Raw genomic sequence first — 16,676 nt, 5'->3', positions numbered from 1 at the left:
AGGCCTTCTGCCGCTGTGTCGTTCCGGCGAATCCGAGCACCCCGGCACCCTGCGCGGATGCGACGGCCGCGGCCAGCTCCTCCTCGTCACCGAAATCCGGCGGCACGCCGAAGTCAGATTCCATGTCCGCGAACTCGTCGGCGTGGTCGTGCAGCGCGGCGCGCCGACGGCGCCGCGCCCGGGACTCGGCCCGGCTGGCCGCCGCGGCTCCGGCCGCCGGGATGGTGGCCGCAGGGGCCTTGGCACCGCCGCGGCCCCCGAGCGTCGGTCCGACCCCGGCGTCCGGATCACCGCCATAGGCGACCAGGTAGGCGAAGTTGCTGGCCGCGGCCGTCGCATCCGCGCAGGGTGCCGGGGTGCTCGGATTCGCCGGAACGACACAGCGGCAGAAGGCTTTTCAGGCGGCCGGATTGACCAAGCTGGCCGACGACGACTTCGGCGGCGGCCCACGCATGCCGATGGTGCCCGGCACGTGGGAGCACGAGGCCGGCAACCCAACGGGCCCAACCGATCCGGGGAAAGGGGGGTAAGGCAGTCAGCCAGATGCAGGTGAATTACCGAATCCCCAACGGACGCAACAGAAAGGAATCAACATGAGTATGTTGGACGCTCACATTCCGCAGTTGGTAGCCGCACAGTCGGCCTTCAGCGCCAAGGCGGCATTGCTGCGCAGCACGATCAGCCAGGCCGAGCAGGAAGCCATGTCGGCGCAGGCGTTCCACCAGGGTGAGTCCTCTGCCGCCTTCCAGGCCGCGCACGCGCGGTTCGTCGAGGTCGCCGCGCGGGTCAACACCCTGCTCGACATCGCCCAGGCCAACCTCGGGGACGCCGCCGGGACCTACGTGGCCGCCGACGCCGCCGCCGCCTCCGGCTACACCGCGTTCTGAGCTCACCGCTAGCAACCTCGAAAGGACTTGTCATGTCGCAGATCATGTACAACTACCCGGCGATGTTGAGCCACGCCGCCGACATGTCCGGATACGCCGGCACCATGCAGGGGCTCGGTTCCGACATCGCCAGCGAACAGGCCACGTTGTCCAACGCCTGGCAGGGTGACACCGGTATGACCTACCAGGTGTGGCAGGCCCAGTGGAACCAGGCGATGGAAAGCCTGGTGCGCGCCTACCAGTCGATGGCCAGCACCCACGAGGCGAACACCATGTCCATGCTCGCCCGCGACCAGGCCGAAGCCGCCAAATGGGGCGGCTAGTTCGTGCCTGAACGAACCTGATGCAGCAAGCGCCCAACGCCGTCGAGCTGACGGTCGATCACGCTTGGTTCATCGCGGAAACGGTTGGGGCGGGGAGCTTTCCCTGGGTGCTGGCAATCACCTCGCCCTATCGTGATGCCGCGGAGCGCAACGCGTTCCTCGACCGTCAGAAGGCTGAGCTGACCGAGCTGGGCCTGGTTTCGGAGGCCGGACTGGTCAACCCCGCCGTCGCCGAGTGGATCAAGGTGGTGTGTTTTCCGCAGCGGTGGCTGGACCTGCGTTACGTCGGCCCCGCCAAGGACACCGGTGAGCCCGGCGCCGGCGCCGACTTGCTGCGCGGCATCGTCGCGCAGCGCAGCGGTGAGGCCGGCAAGCCGTCGATCACCGTGGTCGCGTTGCGCAGCGCACAGCTGATCACCTTCACCGCGATGAACATCGACGATCCACGCGCTCTGGTTCCGGTGCTCACCGTCGGTCTCGCCCAACGGCCGCCGGCGCGGTTCGACGAGTTCAGCATGCCGATGCGGGTCGGGGCGAGAGCCGACGAGCGGCTGCGTTCGGGTGCACCACTTGCGGAAGTCCTTGACTACCTGGGCATTCCACAATCGGCGCGGCCGGTGGTGGAATCGGTGTTCAACGGGCCGCGCAGCTATGTCGAGATCGTCGCCGGCTGCCACCGCGACGGCCGGCACTCCACCAGCGAGGTGGGGATGAGCATCGTCGACGCAAGCGAGGGACGGGTGCTGGTCAGCCCGTCCCGCGCGTTCGACGGTGAGTGGGTTTCGACCTTCGCGCCCGGAACGCCGTTCGCGATCGCCGTCGCGATCGAACAACTGACCGCTTTACTGCCAGACGCCGGATGGTTCGCCGAACACCGGTTGACCCGAGACTTTTCCCCTTCAACACTGTCCGTTCAACACTCATAGCAAAAGAGAAGAGAGCACGATGTTCCAGCAACGGCCCCAACACGTTTCGAGGGTCCGGTGACCTCCGGAACCGTCATGCCGATCGTCCGCGTGGCAATACTGGCGGACAGCAGGTTGACGGAAATGGCCTTGCCTGCGGAGCTGCCGCTGCGCGAAATCCTGCCCGCCGTCCAGCGTTTGGTGGTTCCCGCCGCGGTTAACGGCGACTCCGAGGACGGCACCGCCACGCGCGGCGCCGCTGAGGTCGGCGCGGCGACCCAACTGAGCCTGGCGCCCATCGGTGGTGCGCCGTTCAGCCTGGACGCCAGCCTGGACACGGTCGGCGTCGTCGACGGTGACCTGCTGGCGCTGCAAGCGGTGCCGGTCGGTCCGGCCGCGCCCGGCATCGTCGAGGACATCGCCGACGCGGCCATGATCTTCTCCGCCTCACGGCTCAAGCCCTGGGGCACAACGCATATCCAGCGCGGCGCCCTGGCCGCGGCGATCGCGGTGGCATTCCTGGCCACCGGGCTGTCGGTGACCTACCGGGTGGCCACCGGTGCGCTGCTGGGACTGGTCGCGGTCAGCGCGGTGGCGGCCCTGACCGCGATCGTCGGCCTGCTGGTGACCGCGCGCTCGGCGCGCACCGGCATGGCGCTGTCCATCGCCGCGCTGGTTCCCATCGCCGCCGCGCTCGCGCTGGCGGTGCCGGGAAGGTTCGGTCCCGCCCAACTGACCCTGGCCGCGGCCGGCGTCACCGCGTGGTCCCTGATCGCCCTGATGGCGCCGAGCGCCGAGCGCGAGCGCATCGCCGGGTTCTTCACCGCGACCGCGGTGGTGGGCGCCGGGGTGCTGCTGGCCGCCGGTGCCGAATTGCTGTGGCACCTCACGCCCATCGCCATCGGCTGCGGCCTGATCGTGGCGGCGCTGCTGGTCACCATCGAGGCGGCCCAACTGTCCGCGCTGTGGGCGCGGTTCCCGTTGCCGGTCATCCCGGCGCCCGGGGACCCCACCCCGTCGGCGCCGTCGCTGCAGGTCCTCGAGGACCTGCCCCGGCGCGTGCGGATCAGCGACGCGCATCAGAGCGGATTCATCGCCGCCGCAGTGCTGCTCAGCGTCCTGGGTTCGGTGGCGATCGGCCTGCGGCCCGAGTCGCTCAGCGTCGCGGGCTGGTACGTGATCGCGGCGACCGCGGCGACGTCCGTGCTGCGCGCCAGGATGTGGGACTCCGCCGCGTGCAAGGCGTGGCTGCTCGCCCAGCCCTTCCTGACCGCCGGAGTGCTGCTGGTGCTCTACACCTGGACCGGACGCTACGCGGCCGCGCTGGGCGCCGCGCTGGTGCTGCTGGCGCTGGTGACGGTGTGGATCGTGGTGGCGCTCAACCCGGGCATCGCTGCGCCGGAAAGCTATTCGCTGCCGGTGCGCCGGCTGGTGGGATTCGTCGCGACCGGACTTGACGCGTCGCTGATCCCCGTCATGGCGTTCGTGGTCGGTCTGTTCAGCTGGGTGCTCAATCGATGATTCGGCCGGCATCAGCCTGCTTCGCGGCGGCGTTGGCGGTGCTGCCCGCCGCCGCGACGTGGACCAGTCCGCCGGCGTTGGCCATCAGCCCGCCGACGGTCGATCCCGGTGTCCCGCCGCCCAGCGGGGCGCCGGGACCCGGGCAGCCGATGGAGCAGCGCGGACCCTGTAGCACGGCCGGAGTGGTACCCGGCAGCGATCCGGCTGCCATCACTCCCAGTCAGTCGGTGCTGAATCTCCCTGCGGCATGGCAGTTTTCGCGGGGCGAGGGGCAGCTGGTGGCGGTGCTCGACACCGGGGTGCGGCCGGGTCCACGCCTGCCCAACGCCGAAGCGGGCGGTGATTTCGTCGAGACGACCGACGGCCTGACCGACTGCGACGGCCACGGGACGCTGGTCGCCGGGATCATCGCCGGCCAGCCCTCGGCCGACGACGGTTTCTCCGGCGTGGCGCCCGCCGCTCGGGTGGTGTCGCTGCGGACGACGTCGGCCAAGTTCTCGCCGCGCACGCCGGGCGGCGATCCGATGCTGGCGCGGGTGTCGGCCGAGGTGTCCACGCTCGCCCGGGCGATCGTGCACGCCGCCGACCTCGGCGCCCGGGTGATCGACATCGGCTCGACCACCTGCATGCCCGTCGACCGGCCCGTCGACCAGGCCGCCCTCGGTGCCGCCGTCCGCTACGCGGCGGTGGACAAGGACGCGGTGATCGTCGCCGGCGCGGGCAACAGCGGACCCACCGGGGCCGCGGGTGGGGGCACCTCGTGTGAATCCAATCCGCTCACCGACCTGAGCCGCCCGAACGATCCACGGAATTGGGCCGGCGTCACGTCGGTGTCCATCCCGTCGTGGTGGCAGCCCTACGTGTTGTCGGTGGCCTCCCTGACCCCGGACGGCCAGCCTTCGAAATTCACCGTGGCGGGGCCGTGGGTGGGCGTCGCCGCGCCCGGCGAACGCATCGTGTCGATCGGCAACGCCGACGGCGGCGGCCTGGCGAACGGCCTGGCCGACGAACACCAGCAACTCGCCGCCCTGAGCGGCACCGGTTACGCGGCCGGCTACGTGGCCGGCGTCGCGGCGCTGGTCCGCAGCAAATACCCCGACCTCAACGCCAGCGCGGTGCTGCGCCGCATCACCGCGACCGCGCACAACGGCGCCCGCGACCCCTCCAACGTGGTGGGCACCGGAAGCGTGGATCCGGTGGCGGCCCTGACCTGGCAACTTCCCGCCGGTGACCAGCCCGGCGCGGCGGCGGTGAAGCCGGTGGCCGTGCCGCCGGCACCCGCGCCCGAGGACACCAAACCGCGGACCGTCGCGGTGGCCGGCACCGTCGCGCTGGCCGTGCTGGTCGCGGTGGCCGGCGCCGTCACCGCAATCGCCGCACGCCGACGAAAGGACCCCACCCCGTGAGCAAGCATCGGATACCGATTCCCGGCAGCGGCCGAATCACGTTGGCGCTGTTAGCCATCGTGCCCGCGATCATGGCCTACCCGTGGCGCACCCCCCGCGACTACTGGCTGCTGGGCATCGCCGCCGCCGTCGTCATCGTGTTGTTCGGCTGGTGGGGCGGTCTGCATCTCACCACCATCGTGGGCCGCCGCCTGGCGATGATCGCCCGCGGCAACGCCGTCCCGTCGAGCACTTCCGACACGGCGGCGACCGCCCTCATTCGCCTCGGCGCACCCGAGGACGACTCCGATGCGCTGCCGCTGCCGCTGATCGCGAGCTACCTGGACCGCTACGGCATCCGGGCGGACAAGATCCGCATCACCAGCCGCGACAACGCCGCCGACGCATCTCGGCGCGAGACGTGGATCGGGCTCACCGTGTCGGCGCGCGACAACCTGGCCGCGCTGCAGGCACGCTCGTCGCGAATCCCACTGCACGAGACCGCTCAGGTCGCCGCCCGCCGGCTGGCCGACCATCTTCGGGAGATCGGTTGGGAGGCCACCCCCGTCGCGGCCGACGACGTTCCTCGGTTGCTGACCAACAACCCGCGCGAGCGGTGGCGGGCAGTGCAGCGCGGCGCCTCGGATTACCTTGCCGCATACCGGATTTCGGTGGACGACGCTTTGCCGGAGACCCTGGCGGCGATCCGGTCGTATTCCGCGCGCGAGACCTGCACCGCGCTGGAGGTCGCCGGTGACAAGACCCGGCCCACCGTGGCGGTCGCCTGTGCGTTCCAGACCGAGACCGGCCCGGACGGCAAGGCACCGGTGGATGGGCTGACCCCGCAGCGCGGAAATCACCTGCCCGCGTTGACCGCACTGGACCTGCTGTCCACCCGGCGGCTCGACGGACACACCGCCGCGCCGGCGGACCTGCTCGCGCAGGTGCACTGGCCCACCCTCGCGGGCGGAGCCCACCGCGCCCCGCTGGGTGACATCGGCGACAACGCCGACACCGTCGAGGTGGTCAGAACATGACCTGCTGCAGGAACGCGGTCATCCGGCGCAGGTAGTCCAGCTGGCTCACGTGCAACACGTGGCTGCCCGGAAACCAATGCAGCGCACACTGATCCCAGTGGTGCCATAGTTTGACGGCGTGGTCGGGCGGCGCCATCCGGTCGCCGAGCCCGGTGATGATCATCCGGCGGTCCCGGGGCACCAGCGGCCGATAGTAGAGCGGGCAGTGGTAGGCCAAGCCCGCCGCCAAGTCGTCGTGGCTGATGTCGGACAGGCGCAGCCCCAGGCGAACCAGTCTGTTGGCCGGGAACCATTCGTCGAACAACGTCGCCGGCGTGACGACCGGGCAGTTGGGGATGACCGCCTCGAGCCGGTCGTCGACCGAGGCCACCAGCGCCGAGGTGTAACCACCCAACGAGATTCCGGTCAGCGCGATGCGGTCGACGCCGATGTGGCGCAAATAGTCGATGATGGAACGAAAGTCGTGCACGGCCTGGGCCATGGCCTCGGCGAAACCGCTGAGGCCGCCGGCGAAATAGCCGAAACCGCTGAAGGGTGAGAACTTTTCGGCCCGCTTGCCGTGAAACGGCAAGGTGTACATCAGCACGTCGTAGCCGGACCGGTAATACCAGGGCAGCGAAAAGAACCGCCCGTTGGCCAGATACGACGATCCCATGAAGCCGTGGATGACGCACAGGGTCGGGCGCGGCCCGTCGTCGTGGCGCCAATGCTGGGCGCGCACCATATTGTTCGACCGCCAGCCGCCCCACTGCGCGCGCATGGCGGGGTTGACGGCGGTGAAACTGCTGGGGAACGCGATGTTGTCGACGGTGCCGCGGGCGATCCATTCCGCCAGCGGGCTGGCCCGTCGCGACGCCACCCGGGGCACCTCGGCGGGGGCGGGAAAGGACCGCGCCGGATCGCCCGCCGCAGCCAGCTCGGCATAGAAATCGAGGTTGCCGCGCTCGGCGGCGGAATCGTGTTGGCGCAGGGTGGCGGCCACCACGAACGGCGCCACCGTGGTGGTGAGCAGCGACGCGACCCAGGTGCGCAGGGCCCGATCGCCGAGGGCCGACGCCTCGACTACCATTCGCTGGCGGGGCGACAACGCCGAATTGGGGGGTAATCCGCCGGCGCCGGCCGGTAGATCGGCGCCGGGGACGTCGGGAACGGGGACGGGCGATTCGATCGGATCTGAGTCGGACGCCACGATCGCCGATGGTAGCCCGGCGGGCCCGCCTTGCCTGGGCGTTTCGACCGGTTTGGGTCGTAGCGGTGTTATCCCGGGACCATTCGGGCCGCGTCGGCGCACCATGGGAGTTGTACGGTTTGCTATCGACCGGCGAGCCGCGGCGCGAGGATCAGGAGGATCGACATGTGGGATCCGGACGTCTACCTGGCCTTCGCCGACCACCGGGGCCGCCCCTTCTATGACCTGCTGTCGCGGGTGGGCGCCGACCGGGCGCGGCGCGTCGTCGACCTGGGTTGCGGACCCGGTCACCTGACGAAGTATCTGGCCCGGCGCTGGCCCGACGCGGTGATCGAGGCGATGGACAGCTCGCCGGAGATGGTGGCCGCGGCCAAGGAGCGCGGCATCGACGCCGCCATCGGCGACCTGCGCGACTGGAAGCCCAAACCCGACACCGACGTGGTGGTGAGCAACGCGGCCCTGCATTGGGTGCCCGAGCACGCCGACCTGCTGCTGCGGTGGGCGGGGCAGCTGGCATCCGGATCGTGGATCGGTGTCCAGATGCCGGGCAACTTCGAGTCACCGTCCTATGCGGCGGTGCGGGCGCTGGCCCGCCGGGAGCCGTACGCGAAGCTGTTGCGCGACATACCGTTTCGGGTGGGCGCGGTGGTCCAGCCGCCGGCCCACTACGCCAATCTGCTGCTGGACGCGGGATGCAAGGTCGATGTCTGGGAGACCACGTATCTGCACCAGCTGACCGGCGAGCATCCGGTGCTGGAATGGATCACCGGCACGGCGCTGGTTCCGGTGCGCGAGCGGCTCGACGACGAGACGTGGGAGCAGTTCCGCGAGGAGCTGATCCCGCTGCTGCAGGACGCCTACCCGCCCCGATCCGACGGGACGACGATCTTCCCGTTCCGGCGGGTATTCGTCGTCGCCGAGGTGGGTGGCTCGAGCCGCTCTGCCGGCTAGCGGGGTGCGCCGGCGACTTTGCATCAGTCAGACCGCAATCAGCGCTGGGTGGGCTTGCCTTCTTCGATGCCCCGGTCGGCTGCGATGCCGGAACGCGGGGTCGGTTTGCCGTGGTGGATCTGCTCATACGTTTCGGTGTAGCGCGCCGAGATGCGGGTGCCGGCGAACTCCGAGGGAATGACGTCGCCGGTACTCTGACGCCAATCATGGAGCAGCACAGCGAGATTGGCAGCCACCTCGTCCGCATCTGTGCCGTCGCCGGCCAGCAGGTTGTTGGTCTCGGTGGGATCGCTGCGCAGATCGTAGAGTTCACGCTCGGGCCGCGGCGCGGTTACGAACGGCGCGACGGCCTGCCCGGACGGGCTCTCCTGGATGTCACGCGGCAGATCCAGCAGTGGCCGCGGCACGTAGTTCTCGATGTAGCTGTAGTCCTTGGTGCGAATCGCCCGAATCGGGTCGAACGAGTCGTGGTAGGTCTTCATCGTGTACACGTGGTCGCGCACCGGTGCGGTCTGCGGATCCGGCTCCAGCAGGGCGGGCGCATGTGAGACACCGTCAACGTCGACCGGAGCGTCGATTCCCAACAGCCCCAACAGCGTCGGGACCAGGTCGACCGCGCTGAACAGCTCGTCGTAGACGCGGGGCGCCAGCTTCCGGCGGGTGGGCGGTCGAACGATCATGCCGATGCCGGTCCCGGCGTCATACAGCGTGGATTTCGCCCGGGGGAACGGCGGGCCGTGATCGGTGAAGAACACCACCCAGGTGGTGGCGTCCAGGCCGGTGTCGGCCAGCGCGTCCAGCAGTCGCCCGACGGCGGCGTCGGCCGTGCTGATGGCCCCGTAGAAGTCGGCGAGGTCACCGCGCACCTCCGGGGTGTCGGGCAGGTAATCGGGCGGATCCACCCGGTCGCTGTCCGCCGGCGTGTAGCGGTCCCGTGGATACGGTCGGTGCGTCTCGAAGAAGCCAGCGGTCAACAGAAACGGTTGGCCGACAAGGCCTTCGGCACTTTGCCGCAGCCACTCGTCGGCCCTGTCGGCCACGTAGTCGCAGTAGGAGTTCGACACGTCGAACTCGTCGAAACCCAACCTCTTGGGGTAGGAGGTCTCGTGCTGCATGCCGAAAAGTGCCGAATACCAGCCGGATTCGGACAGTATCTGGGGCAGGGTCCGGATACCGTCGCGGTATTCCCAGCCGTGGTGGGCCAGCCCGATGAGCCCGTTGTTCTGCGGGTACCGGCCGGTGAACAGCGATCCGCGCGACGGCGAGCACAGCGGCGCGGTGGCGTGCGCGCGGGTGAACAGGATGCCCTCGGCGGCAAGGCGGTCCAGTCGCGGGCTCGACACGTCGGCGTGGCCGTAGGCGCCGAGGTAGCGCCCCAGGTCGTGCCAGTGCACGATCAGCACGTTGTCCCGAAAGCCCGTGTTCTGTTGTCGGTCCGCTATGTCGCCCGGCGTCAATTGCGTCACCTCTCACATTGCCTTGCGACCGGCGACGTTACCGCAACTTCCCTGCGCGATTGCTGAGTGCCGACGCGTCAGGGCATCGGCAGTTGACCCCAGCGGTTTTCGGAGACAAACTCCGACAGCGGGCGCCCGACGGTCCAGCCGTCCAGTTCCAACGCCGGACGATCCGGGAACTCCGGCACCGGCCCGAGGCACAGGATCGCCACCGGTTCGGCGCCGGGCGGCAGGTCCAGCAGCGACCCCAAGCGCTGCGGATCGAACAACGACACCCAACCCATGCCCAGGCCCTCGGAGCGGGCCGCCAGCCACAGGTTCTGGATCGCGCACGACACCGACGCCAGGTCCATCTGCGGCAGGGTGCGCCGGCCGAAGACGTGCGAGTCGCGGTCGTCGCCCAGGGCCACCACGAACAGCTCGGCGCACTCGAGGATGCCCTCCACCTTGAGCGCCAGAAATTCGTCGGCGCGTTCGCCCAGGGCGGCGGCGGTGCGCGGGCGTTCCTCGTCGACCAGGGCGTGGATGCGCCGCCGCAGCGAGGCGTCGGTGATCCGGATGAAGCGCCAGGGCTGCATCAGGCCGACGCTGGGCGCCGCGTGCGCGGCCTGCAGCAGCCGCGCCAGCACGGCCTCGTCCACCGTCGCGCCGGGAACGAACCGGCGCATGTCACGGCGTTCGGCGATGACGCGATAGACGGCCCGTCGCTCTTGCGGGCTGAATGCCTCACCGGTCACGTCAGCCATCGTAGGAAATCCGCGTTAGCGTGGGGCGTGCCCTGACCACCGGCCCGGTGGATCCCGGCGAGGGGAGTGTTGACAGTGAAGCCTTCCGACGTGCTCGATCAGCTGGCCGCCGACGCAGCCGCCGGTCGCCGCTACGGTGAGCCCTATCAGACCCCGGACGGCACCACCGTCATCGTGGTCACCAAACCGCTGGGCGTGTTCGCCATCCGCGACGGACAGGCCTCCTGGACGCCGGCGGTGGACGGGGGGCGGATCGCGCTGATCGGGGTGGTCACCGGGCTGCTGGCCGCGGTGATCGGCAGCCTGGCGGTGCTGCGGCAGCCGCCGTGGCCGCGCATCACGATCAGGGACTATAGGTAACGCCGACCGCGCGAAACACGTACTCCGGCGGCATGTCGAACGCCAGCGAGCGCAACGGCAGGCCGTCAAGCACGTCGTCGGGAATGGCGACCTTGTAGTGCAGCGACAACTCGCCGCTGAACTTCTCGTCGACCCGGGCGACGTCGACATCGACCTGCAGGCCGGTCGAGGAGATCTCCACCCGCGCCGCGCCGGTCTGCGGCGCGTTCCACCGCACGTTGACGGTCGGGCCGGCCAGCCGGGGCAGCATGGACAGCGTCGCCAGGACCCGCTCCGAGGTGAAGACCAGCGAACCCGTGTAGCTGGCGACGCTGTGCGGCAACCGCACACCCGGGATGGTGCCGCTGAATCGCCTCGTCACGGCGACGTAATCGGCGAGGTAGGTGAGGCCTTCCGACTCGAGCTGGGCGTGCAGCTCGTCGGGCAGCTTGCCGATGCCGAACAACCTACGGACAAAGACGGCCATATCGACAGTATGACCGCGCGAGCGCCGTCGTGTGGCGGTGCTGGTATCGGTTGGTTATGACTCGCCCGAGGATGCCGGTGGCCATCTGGATCGCAGCATTGGCCGCGATGTTGTACGCGATGCTGTGGGTGGGCTACTGCCGGCACTGGGCCTGGCTGCATTCGATGGATTGGTCGCTGCTCAACGCCGCCCGCGACGTCGCGGTCAAACACCCGCTGTGGCTGCGGTTTTGGCAAGACGTGTCCTACGTCCTGGGGCCAGTGCCGATGTCCGTGCTGGGCATCGCAATGACGGTGTTGGCCCTGGTGATGCGCAATCCGCGGGCCGCGCTGGTGCTGGTGTTCGCCTGCGGGCCGCTCAACGAGTTCGTCACCGCGGCGGCCAAGGCCCTGGTCGACCGCCCGCGTCCGGCGACGATGCTGGTCGCCGCGGCGTCCAGTTCGTTTCCGTCCGGGCACGCGCTGGAGGCGATGGCCGCACTGCTCGCCGTGCTGTGCTTCTTCTTTCCGATGATGACCCGCTTGATCCGCCGCATCGCGGTCGCGGTGGTGGCGGTGTCGCTGCTGATGGTCGGCGCCTCCCGGGTGGCGCTGAACGTGCACTATCCGTCCGATGTGCTGGCCGGTTGGTCGCTGGGTTACCTGTATTTGCTGGTGTGTCTCTTGGTCTTTCGGCCCCCGGCCCGTCGACCGGACGGCGCGGAGCGCACGGTCGAAGCCGCGGCGGTGCGCTAACGACACTGTCGCGGTGGGCATTTGGTCACGACGCGGTGACCTAACCGGGGCTAAAGCTTTACTTGACCCTGAAGATGTGCCCGTTCGACGATGGAGGGCATGCACCGACTGCTCGCTTCGCTATGCGCCGCGACGTGCGTACTTTTCGCCTCCCTGGTGCTCGCCCCGATCAGCGCCGCGGCCGGCGCTCCATGGTTCGCGAACGCGGTAGGCAATGCGACGCAGGTGGTTTCGGTGGTCAGCACCGGCGGTTCCAACGCGACCATGGAGATCTTCCAGCGCACCGGCACCGGCTGGCAGTCGCTGCGGTCCGGCATCCCCACCCATGTCGGTTCGGCGGGGATGGCGCCGCAGGCCAAGAGCGGCGTTCCGGCCACCCCGATGGGGGTGTACAGCCTCGACTCCGCGTTCGGCACGGCGCCCAACCCGGGCACCGGCCTGCCCTACACCCAGGTGACCGGGGGAAACTACTGGTGGAGCGGCGACGACCACAGCCCGACGTTCAACTCGATGCAGGTGTGCCAGAAGGCGCAGTGCCCGTTCAACACCGGCGACAGTGAGAACTTGCAGATTCCGCAGTACAAGCACGCGGTCGTGATGGGCGTCAACAAGAACAAGACCCCGGGTGGGGGCGCCGCGTTCTTCTTCCACACCACCGACGGGAAACCCACCGAGGGCTGCGTGGCGGTCGACGACGCTCAGCTGGTGTCGATCATGAAATGGCTACGGCCCGGCGCGGTCATCGCCATCACCAAGTAGTTCAGTCGCCGGCGATGGCGCGGCCGGGCTTGAGCGTGAAGTTCAGGCCCTCCAAAGACATTGTGGCGTCGTAGGTTCGGTCATATCCGGTGCCGGTGATCTTCCAGCCGGCATCGGTGCGGCGGTAGGTGTCGCGGTAGAAGGCCGCCCCGATCAACATGAAGTTGAAATCGGCCACCATCACCCGGTCCTGCAGATACCAACTGCCCGTTGCGGTGTCGCCATCGACGGTGATGTCGGGATGCGTCACCCGGTGCTCGGTGATGACGTTCGCCGGCAGCGAGGTCCGCATGTACTCCACCAGGTCGGCGCGGTTGGTGAAGTGCAATTCGTTGCCGATCGACGGGCCGTAGTCGGCCTTGATGTCCTCGGCCAGGGTGTCGGTGAAGTCGTCCCAGTGCTTGGTGTCCAGCGCGCGCAGATACCGGTATTTGACTTGCTTGATGGCTTCGATATCGGCCAGATCGTCGAGGGTCATCCCGTCATTGCAGCACACGGGAAATGCGAATCATGAGGCGGTCGGACGGGGTGGGCACCAGACTTCAACCAGTGCGTGTCCGCGCGGCGTGTCGTGTGCGTGGCTTACGGGGCGCGGTATCCCTGGCCCTCGGCGAGGTAACGGGTCACCATGTCGACGAGGGCACGTCGCTCCAGGCTCCAGTCGACGGTCGCGCCGGTGAGCATCTGCGCCAGCACCACACCGCGCAGCGTGGCCCAAATGACCTCGGCCACACCGGCATGCGCGGGATCGGTGGTGATCAGCCGGCCCAGCTGACCGATCGCGGAATTCATGTCCAGCAGGTGACGCCGTGACGGACCGCCGCGGGTTTCGCGCAGAATCTCGAAGGCGGCCATCGACGTCGGGCTGCTGTAACAGCTCCAGGCCGTGTCGACGACGACCTCGATGCGGCTGCGCAGCGGCAGCTCGCTGACATCGGCCGACGACAGGCTGTCCACCAGCCGGGCCACCCCGTCGTCGACCACGGCCATCAACAGGCCGTTGCGATCCCCGAAGTGGTACTGGATGACGCCCCAGGTGACGCCCGCACGCTCGGCGACGTGCTTGGCGGTGGCCGCCGAGAAGCCCTCCTCCACGATGCAGCGGACCGTCTCGTCGATGATCTTCGCCCGGGTGTCATCGCCGCGCTTGCGGGGCGCGGTGGTTCGCCTGGTGGGGCCAACCGGGCGATCGGGCGTCTGGCCAGCGACGATGGGCATTGTTGACTTTATAACATAGTCGAGTCTATTTTTGGGGCGTGAGCAGCCCCTCGCGATATGCGCAACTGTCCCGTGACGAGCTCGTCGCCCTGGTCCCCGAACTGCTGCTGATCGGGCAGCTGATCGACCGGTCCGGGATGGCCTGGTGCATCTCCTCGTTCGGTCGCGACGAGATGGTCCAGATCGCGATCGAGGAGTGGGCGGGTGCCAGCCCGATCTACACCCGCCGGATGCAGAAGGCGCTGAACTACGAGGGCGACGACGTCATCACGATTTTCAAGGGCCTGCAGCTCGACATCGGGGCGCCGCCGCAGTTCATGGATTTCCGGTACACGGTCCATGACCGCTGGCACGGCGAATTCCAGCTCGACCACTGCGGCGCCCTGCTCGACGTGGAGCCGATGGGCGAACAGTACGTGTTCGGAATGTGCCACACCATCGAGGATCCGACGTTCGACGCCACCGCGATCGCGACCAACCCGCGCGCCCAGGTGCGCCCGATCCACCGGCCGCCCCGCACGCCCGCCGACCGGCATCCGCACTGCGCGTGGACCGTCATCATCGACGAGTCCTACCCCGAGGCGCAGAGCATCCCGGCGCTGGACATCGTCAGCCGAACCCGCGCCGCCACATGGGAACTCGACGCCATCGATCGTTCGGACGAGGGGCAGGCGGATTACTCGGGCCCCCTGCTGTCCGACTTCGACTTCGCCGCCTTCTCCCATTCGGCGCTGGTCCGGATGGCCGACGAGGTGTGCCTGCAGATGCACCTGCTGTACCTGTCGTTCGCGATCGCGGTGCGGGCCCGGGCGGCTAGCGAGGAGGAAGCCGTCGGCGTATGCACCCGGGGCCTGATCGGCATAGCGGGCGTGGCCGCCGAACGCATCCACCGGGCGCTGAAGCTTCCTGGCGGGATCGAAGGGGTATTGCGGGTCCTCGAGCTGCACCCGCTGCTGAACCCCGCGGATTACGTTGTCGCCGAGACGGAATCGAACCGGTTGCACGTCCGCCCGTCGCCGGCCCACGACGACGCCGCCTGGATCTCGTTGTGCTCGCCGGAATCCGTCCAACCGCTCCAGGCCATCGTCACCGCGGTGGAACCGCACCTGGCGGTCCGAGTTAGCGGGACGGCCACCGACTGGACGGCGGAGCTGATCGAAACCGATACGCCCGCCGAGGAACTGCCAGAGGTTTCGGTGGTCAGGGTCAGCGGCGGATCGACATTCCAGTTCGAGCCCAGGCGTTCGCTGCCGCTGACGGTGTTGTAGCACAAAGCTTTTTGTCAAGGGGTTTTCGATACCGCTTCGGTGACGCAAGCGCATCGAGCGGATACCAATGACATTGCGAAGCATCGGCTTTCCGCGTGTCCGCCGCTATCGTTAACGCTGGCCACCGACCCCTATGGACGAAGGTTTTCGCTCTATGTACGACCCACTCGGGTTGTCGATCGGGACCACGAACCTGGTCGCTGCGCGTAATGGAAGCCCACCGGTTACCCGCCGGTCGGTGGTTACCCTTTACCCGCACTGTGCTCCGAAAGTCGGTGCGCCCGAAGAGAATCCGTACCTCGCCGAGCCCGGCGTGCCGATGAAGGGCTTCATCGAGCGCATCGGTGATTCCGTCGCGCTGGTGTCACCCGACGGTTCCACGCACGACCCGGAACTGCTGACGGTGGAGGCGCTGGACGCGATGGTGCTCGCCGCGGGTGCGGACGCGGCATGTTCGGAGATCTCCATCGCCGTGCCCGCGCACTGGAAACCGGCGACGGTGCAGGCGCTGCGGGACGCCCTGCGCACCCATGTGGGCTTCGTGCGTAGCGGGATGGCGCCGCGGCTGGTCAGCGACGCCATCGCCTCGCTGACCGCGGTCAAGTCCGAGCTCGGACTGCCCGACGAGGGCGTGGTGGGGCTGCTCGACTTCGGCGGCAGCGGCACGTCGGCCACCTTGGTCGACGTCGCGGGGGATTTCGAACTCGTCAGCGCGACACTGCGTTACACCGCGCTGTCGGGCGAAGAGATCGACCAGGAGTTGCAGCTGCGTGCCTTCGAGGAGCTGGGCCACGGCAGTGGCCTGGACCCGGCCAGCACCGCCGGTGTCGGCCAGCTCGGCGAACTCAGGGAACAATGCCGCGCGGCCAAGGAGCGGCTCTCGGCCGACATGGCCACCGACATCGTCGCGGTGCTCGGCGGGCGCAGTTGCAGCCTGACGCTGACGCAGGACGACCTCGAAGAGCTGATCCAGGATCGGCTGACCGGCTTCATCTATGCCTTCGACGACATGCTGGTCCGCTACCGCAAGAGCTGGTCGGACCTGGCCGCGGTGGTCACGGTCGGGGGCGGCGCGCGCATACCGCTTGTCACCGAACGTCTTTCGATGCACGGCCGCACGCCGATCCTCACGCCGGCGCAACCTGCCCTGGCCGCGGCAAGCGGGGCGCTGATCCTGGCTTCCCGCGGTGGCGAACTGGACCTGCGCACCCGGACGTCGATCGGGCTGCTCGCTTCGGCCGACGCCGCCGGTGACGTCGTCGACCTCGGCGCCGGCGACGTGCTGGTGATCGACGACGAGGCGCTGACCGATCGCGAATTGGCTTGGTCGCAAACCGAATACCCCGGCGACCTGCGGATGCGGTTCGGCGGGGAAACCTACGACGAAGACGGTCCGGCCGGCTGGTCGATGCGGCTCAACGTCATCCAGCCGCCGCGGGAACGCCGGCGCTGGCTGCGGCTTCGGTTCTC

The 16,676-nt window shown here is 68.8% G+C and carries 19 protein-coding genes; 13 read left to right on the top strand and 6 right to left on the bottom strand.

Going from position 1 to position 16,676, the window contains the following annotated elements; all coding sequences use genetic code 11:
* Positions 1-317: 317 nt before the first annotated feature.
* From A5624_RS00975 to eccE, 7 genes are all read left to right on the top strand, one after another.
* Positions 318-530 (top strand): hypothetical protein, encoded by a 213-nt coding sequence (locus A5624_RS00975; RefSeq protein WP_066860118.1) that lies wholly within the window; start codon positions 318-320, stop codon positions 528-530.
* Between the two features lie 63 nt (positions 531-593).
* Complete coding sequence (locus A5624_RS00970; protein ID WP_066860115.1) at positions 594-887, top strand: WXG100 family type VII secretion target; 294 nt, start codon at positions 594-596, stop codon at positions 885-887.
* A 32-nt stretch (positions 888-919) separates the two neighbouring features.
* Positions 920-1,210 (top strand): WXG100 family type VII secretion target, encoded by a 291-nt coding sequence (locus A5624_RS00965; protein WP_007768835.1) that lies wholly within the window; start codon positions 920-922, stop codon positions 1,208-1,210.
* A 20-nt stretch (positions 1,211-1,230) separates the two neighbouring features.
* Positions 1,231-2,136 carry an ESX secretion-associated protein EspG gene (locus A5624_RS00960; RefSeq protein ID WP_066860100.1) on the top strand — a complete coding sequence of 302 codons (906 nt, stop codon included), beginning with the start codon at positions 1,231-1,233 and terminating at the stop codon, positions 2,134-2,136.
* A gap of 75 nt (positions 2,137-2,211) precedes the next feature.
* Entirely contained in the window at positions 2,212-3,636 is a 1,425-nt protein-coding gene (gene eccD / locus A5624_RS00955; RefSeq protein WP_156748709.1) for a type VII secretion integral membrane protein EccD, read from the top strand.
* Complete coding sequence (mycP, locus tag A5624_RS00950; RefSeq protein ID WP_066860095.1) at positions 3,633-5,042, top strand: type VII secretion-associated serine protease mycosin; 1,410 nt, start codon at positions 3,633-3,635, stop codon at positions 5,040-5,042. The genes eccD and mycP overlap by 4 nt, the downstream gene beginning before the upstream one ends.
* Positions 5,039-6,058, top strand: a complete 1,020-nt coding sequence (gene eccE / locus A5624_RS00945) for a type VII secretion protein EccE (RefSeq protein ID WP_066860092.1) — start codon at positions 5,039-5,041, stop codon at positions 6,056-6,058. Before mycP ends, eccE begins: the two co-directional genes overlap by 4 nt.
* On the opposite strand, the gene A5624_RS00940 is transcribed toward eccE, so the two are convergent.
* Positions 6,048-7,247 (bottom strand): S9 family peptidase, encoded by a 1,200-nt coding sequence (locus A5624_RS00940; protein ID WP_066860089.1) that lies wholly within the window; start codon positions 7,245-7,247, stop codon positions 6,048-6,050. The genes eccE and A5624_RS00940 overlap by 11 nt on opposite strands.
* A 165-nt stretch (positions 7,248-7,412) precedes the next feature.
* On the opposite strand from A5624_RS00940, the gene A5624_RS00935 reads away from it, so the two are divergent.
* On the top strand, positions 7,413-8,198 hold the full coding sequence (locus tag A5624_RS00935; RefSeq protein ID WP_066860086.1) for a trans-aconitate 2-methyltransferase: 786 nt from the start codon (positions 7,413-7,415) through the stop codon (positions 8,196-8,198).
* A 38-nt stretch (positions 8,199-8,236) separates the two neighbouring features.
* On the opposite strand, the gene A5624_RS00930 is transcribed toward A5624_RS00935, so the two are convergent.
* Together A5624_RS00930 and bluB are read right to left on the bottom strand one after the other, a co-directional pair.
* A complete protein-coding gene (locus A5624_RS00930) occupies positions 8,237-9,664 on the bottom strand; it encodes a sulfatase (RefSeq protein WP_066860083.1) in 1,428 nt (475 codons plus the stop codon).
* A 68-nt stretch (positions 9,665-9,732) separates the two neighbouring features.
* Positions 9,733-10,401, bottom strand: coding sequence for a 5,6-dimethylbenzimidazole synthase (gene bluB, locus A5624_RS00925; protein WP_066860080.1), 669 nt, complete (start codon positions 10,399-10,401; stop codon positions 9,733-9,735).
* A gap of 75 nt (positions 10,402-10,476) precedes the next feature.
* Here bluB and A5624_RS00920 point away from each other — a divergent pair, with 75 nt between their 5' ends.
* A complete protein-coding gene (locus tag A5624_RS00920; protein ID WP_066860077.1) occupies positions 10,477-10,761 on the top strand; it encodes a hypothetical protein in 285 nt (94 codons plus the stop codon).
* On the opposite strand, the gene A5624_RS00915 is transcribed toward A5624_RS00920, so the two are convergent.
* Entirely contained in the window at positions 10,745-11,227 is a 483-nt protein-coding gene (locus A5624_RS00915) for a hypothetical protein (RefSeq protein ID WP_066860074.1), read from the bottom strand. The two genes, A5624_RS00920 and A5624_RS00915, sit on opposite strands and share 17 nt — an antisense overlap.
* 56 nt (positions 11,228-11,283) lie before the next feature.
* Here A5624_RS00915 and A5624_RS00910 point away from each other — a divergent pair, with 56 nt between their 5' ends.
* On the top strand, positions 11,284-11,961 hold the full coding sequence (locus A5624_RS00910; RefSeq protein ID WP_066860071.1) for a phosphatase PAP2 family protein: 678 nt from the start codon (positions 11,284-11,286) through the stop codon (positions 11,959-11,961).
* 99 nt (positions 11,962-12,060) lie between these two features.
* Positions 12,061-12,720 carry a L,D-transpeptidase gene (locus tag A5624_RS00905; RefSeq protein WP_066860121.1) on the top strand — a complete coding sequence of 220 codons (660 nt, stop codon included), beginning with the start codon at positions 12,061-12,063 and terminating at the stop codon, positions 12,718-12,720.
* 1 nt (position 12,721) lies between these two features.
* On the opposite strand, the gene A5624_RS00900 is transcribed toward A5624_RS00905, so the two are convergent.
* On the bottom strand, positions 12,722-13,216 hold the full coding sequence (locus A5624_RS00900) for a nuclear transport factor 2 family protein (protein WP_066860068.1): 495 nt from the start codon (positions 13,214-13,216) through the stop codon (positions 12,722-12,724).
* A gap of 86 nt (positions 13,217-13,302) precedes the next feature.
* Complete coding sequence (locus A5624_RS00895) at positions 13,303-13,938, bottom strand: TetR/AcrR family transcriptional regulator (RefSeq protein WP_066860065.1); 636 nt, start codon at positions 13,936-13,938, stop codon at positions 13,303-13,305.
* Positions 13,939-13,976: 38 nt separating this feature from the next.
* On the opposite strand from A5624_RS00895, the gene A5624_RS00890 reads away from it, so the two are divergent.
* A complete protein-coding gene (locus tag A5624_RS00890) occupies positions 13,977-15,206 on the top strand; it encodes a hypothetical protein (protein ID WP_066860062.1) in 1,230 nt (409 codons plus the stop codon).
* A 154-nt stretch (positions 15,207-15,360) separates the two neighbouring features.
* A partial coding sequence (locus A5624_RS00885) for an Hsp70 family protein (protein ID WP_066860058.1) occupies positions 15,361-16,676 on the top strand: 1,316 nt, incomplete at its 3' end.

Origin of the sequence: Mycobacterium sp. 1482292.6 (genome assembly GCF_001672995.1) — a bacterium.
Lineage (GTDB): Bacteria > Actinomycetota > Actinomycetes > Mycobacteriales > Mycobacteriaceae > Mycobacterium > Mycobacterium europaeum_A.
Note: the sequence above shows the minus strand (reverse complement) of the source record. Positions and strands in the feature narration are given on the sequence as shown.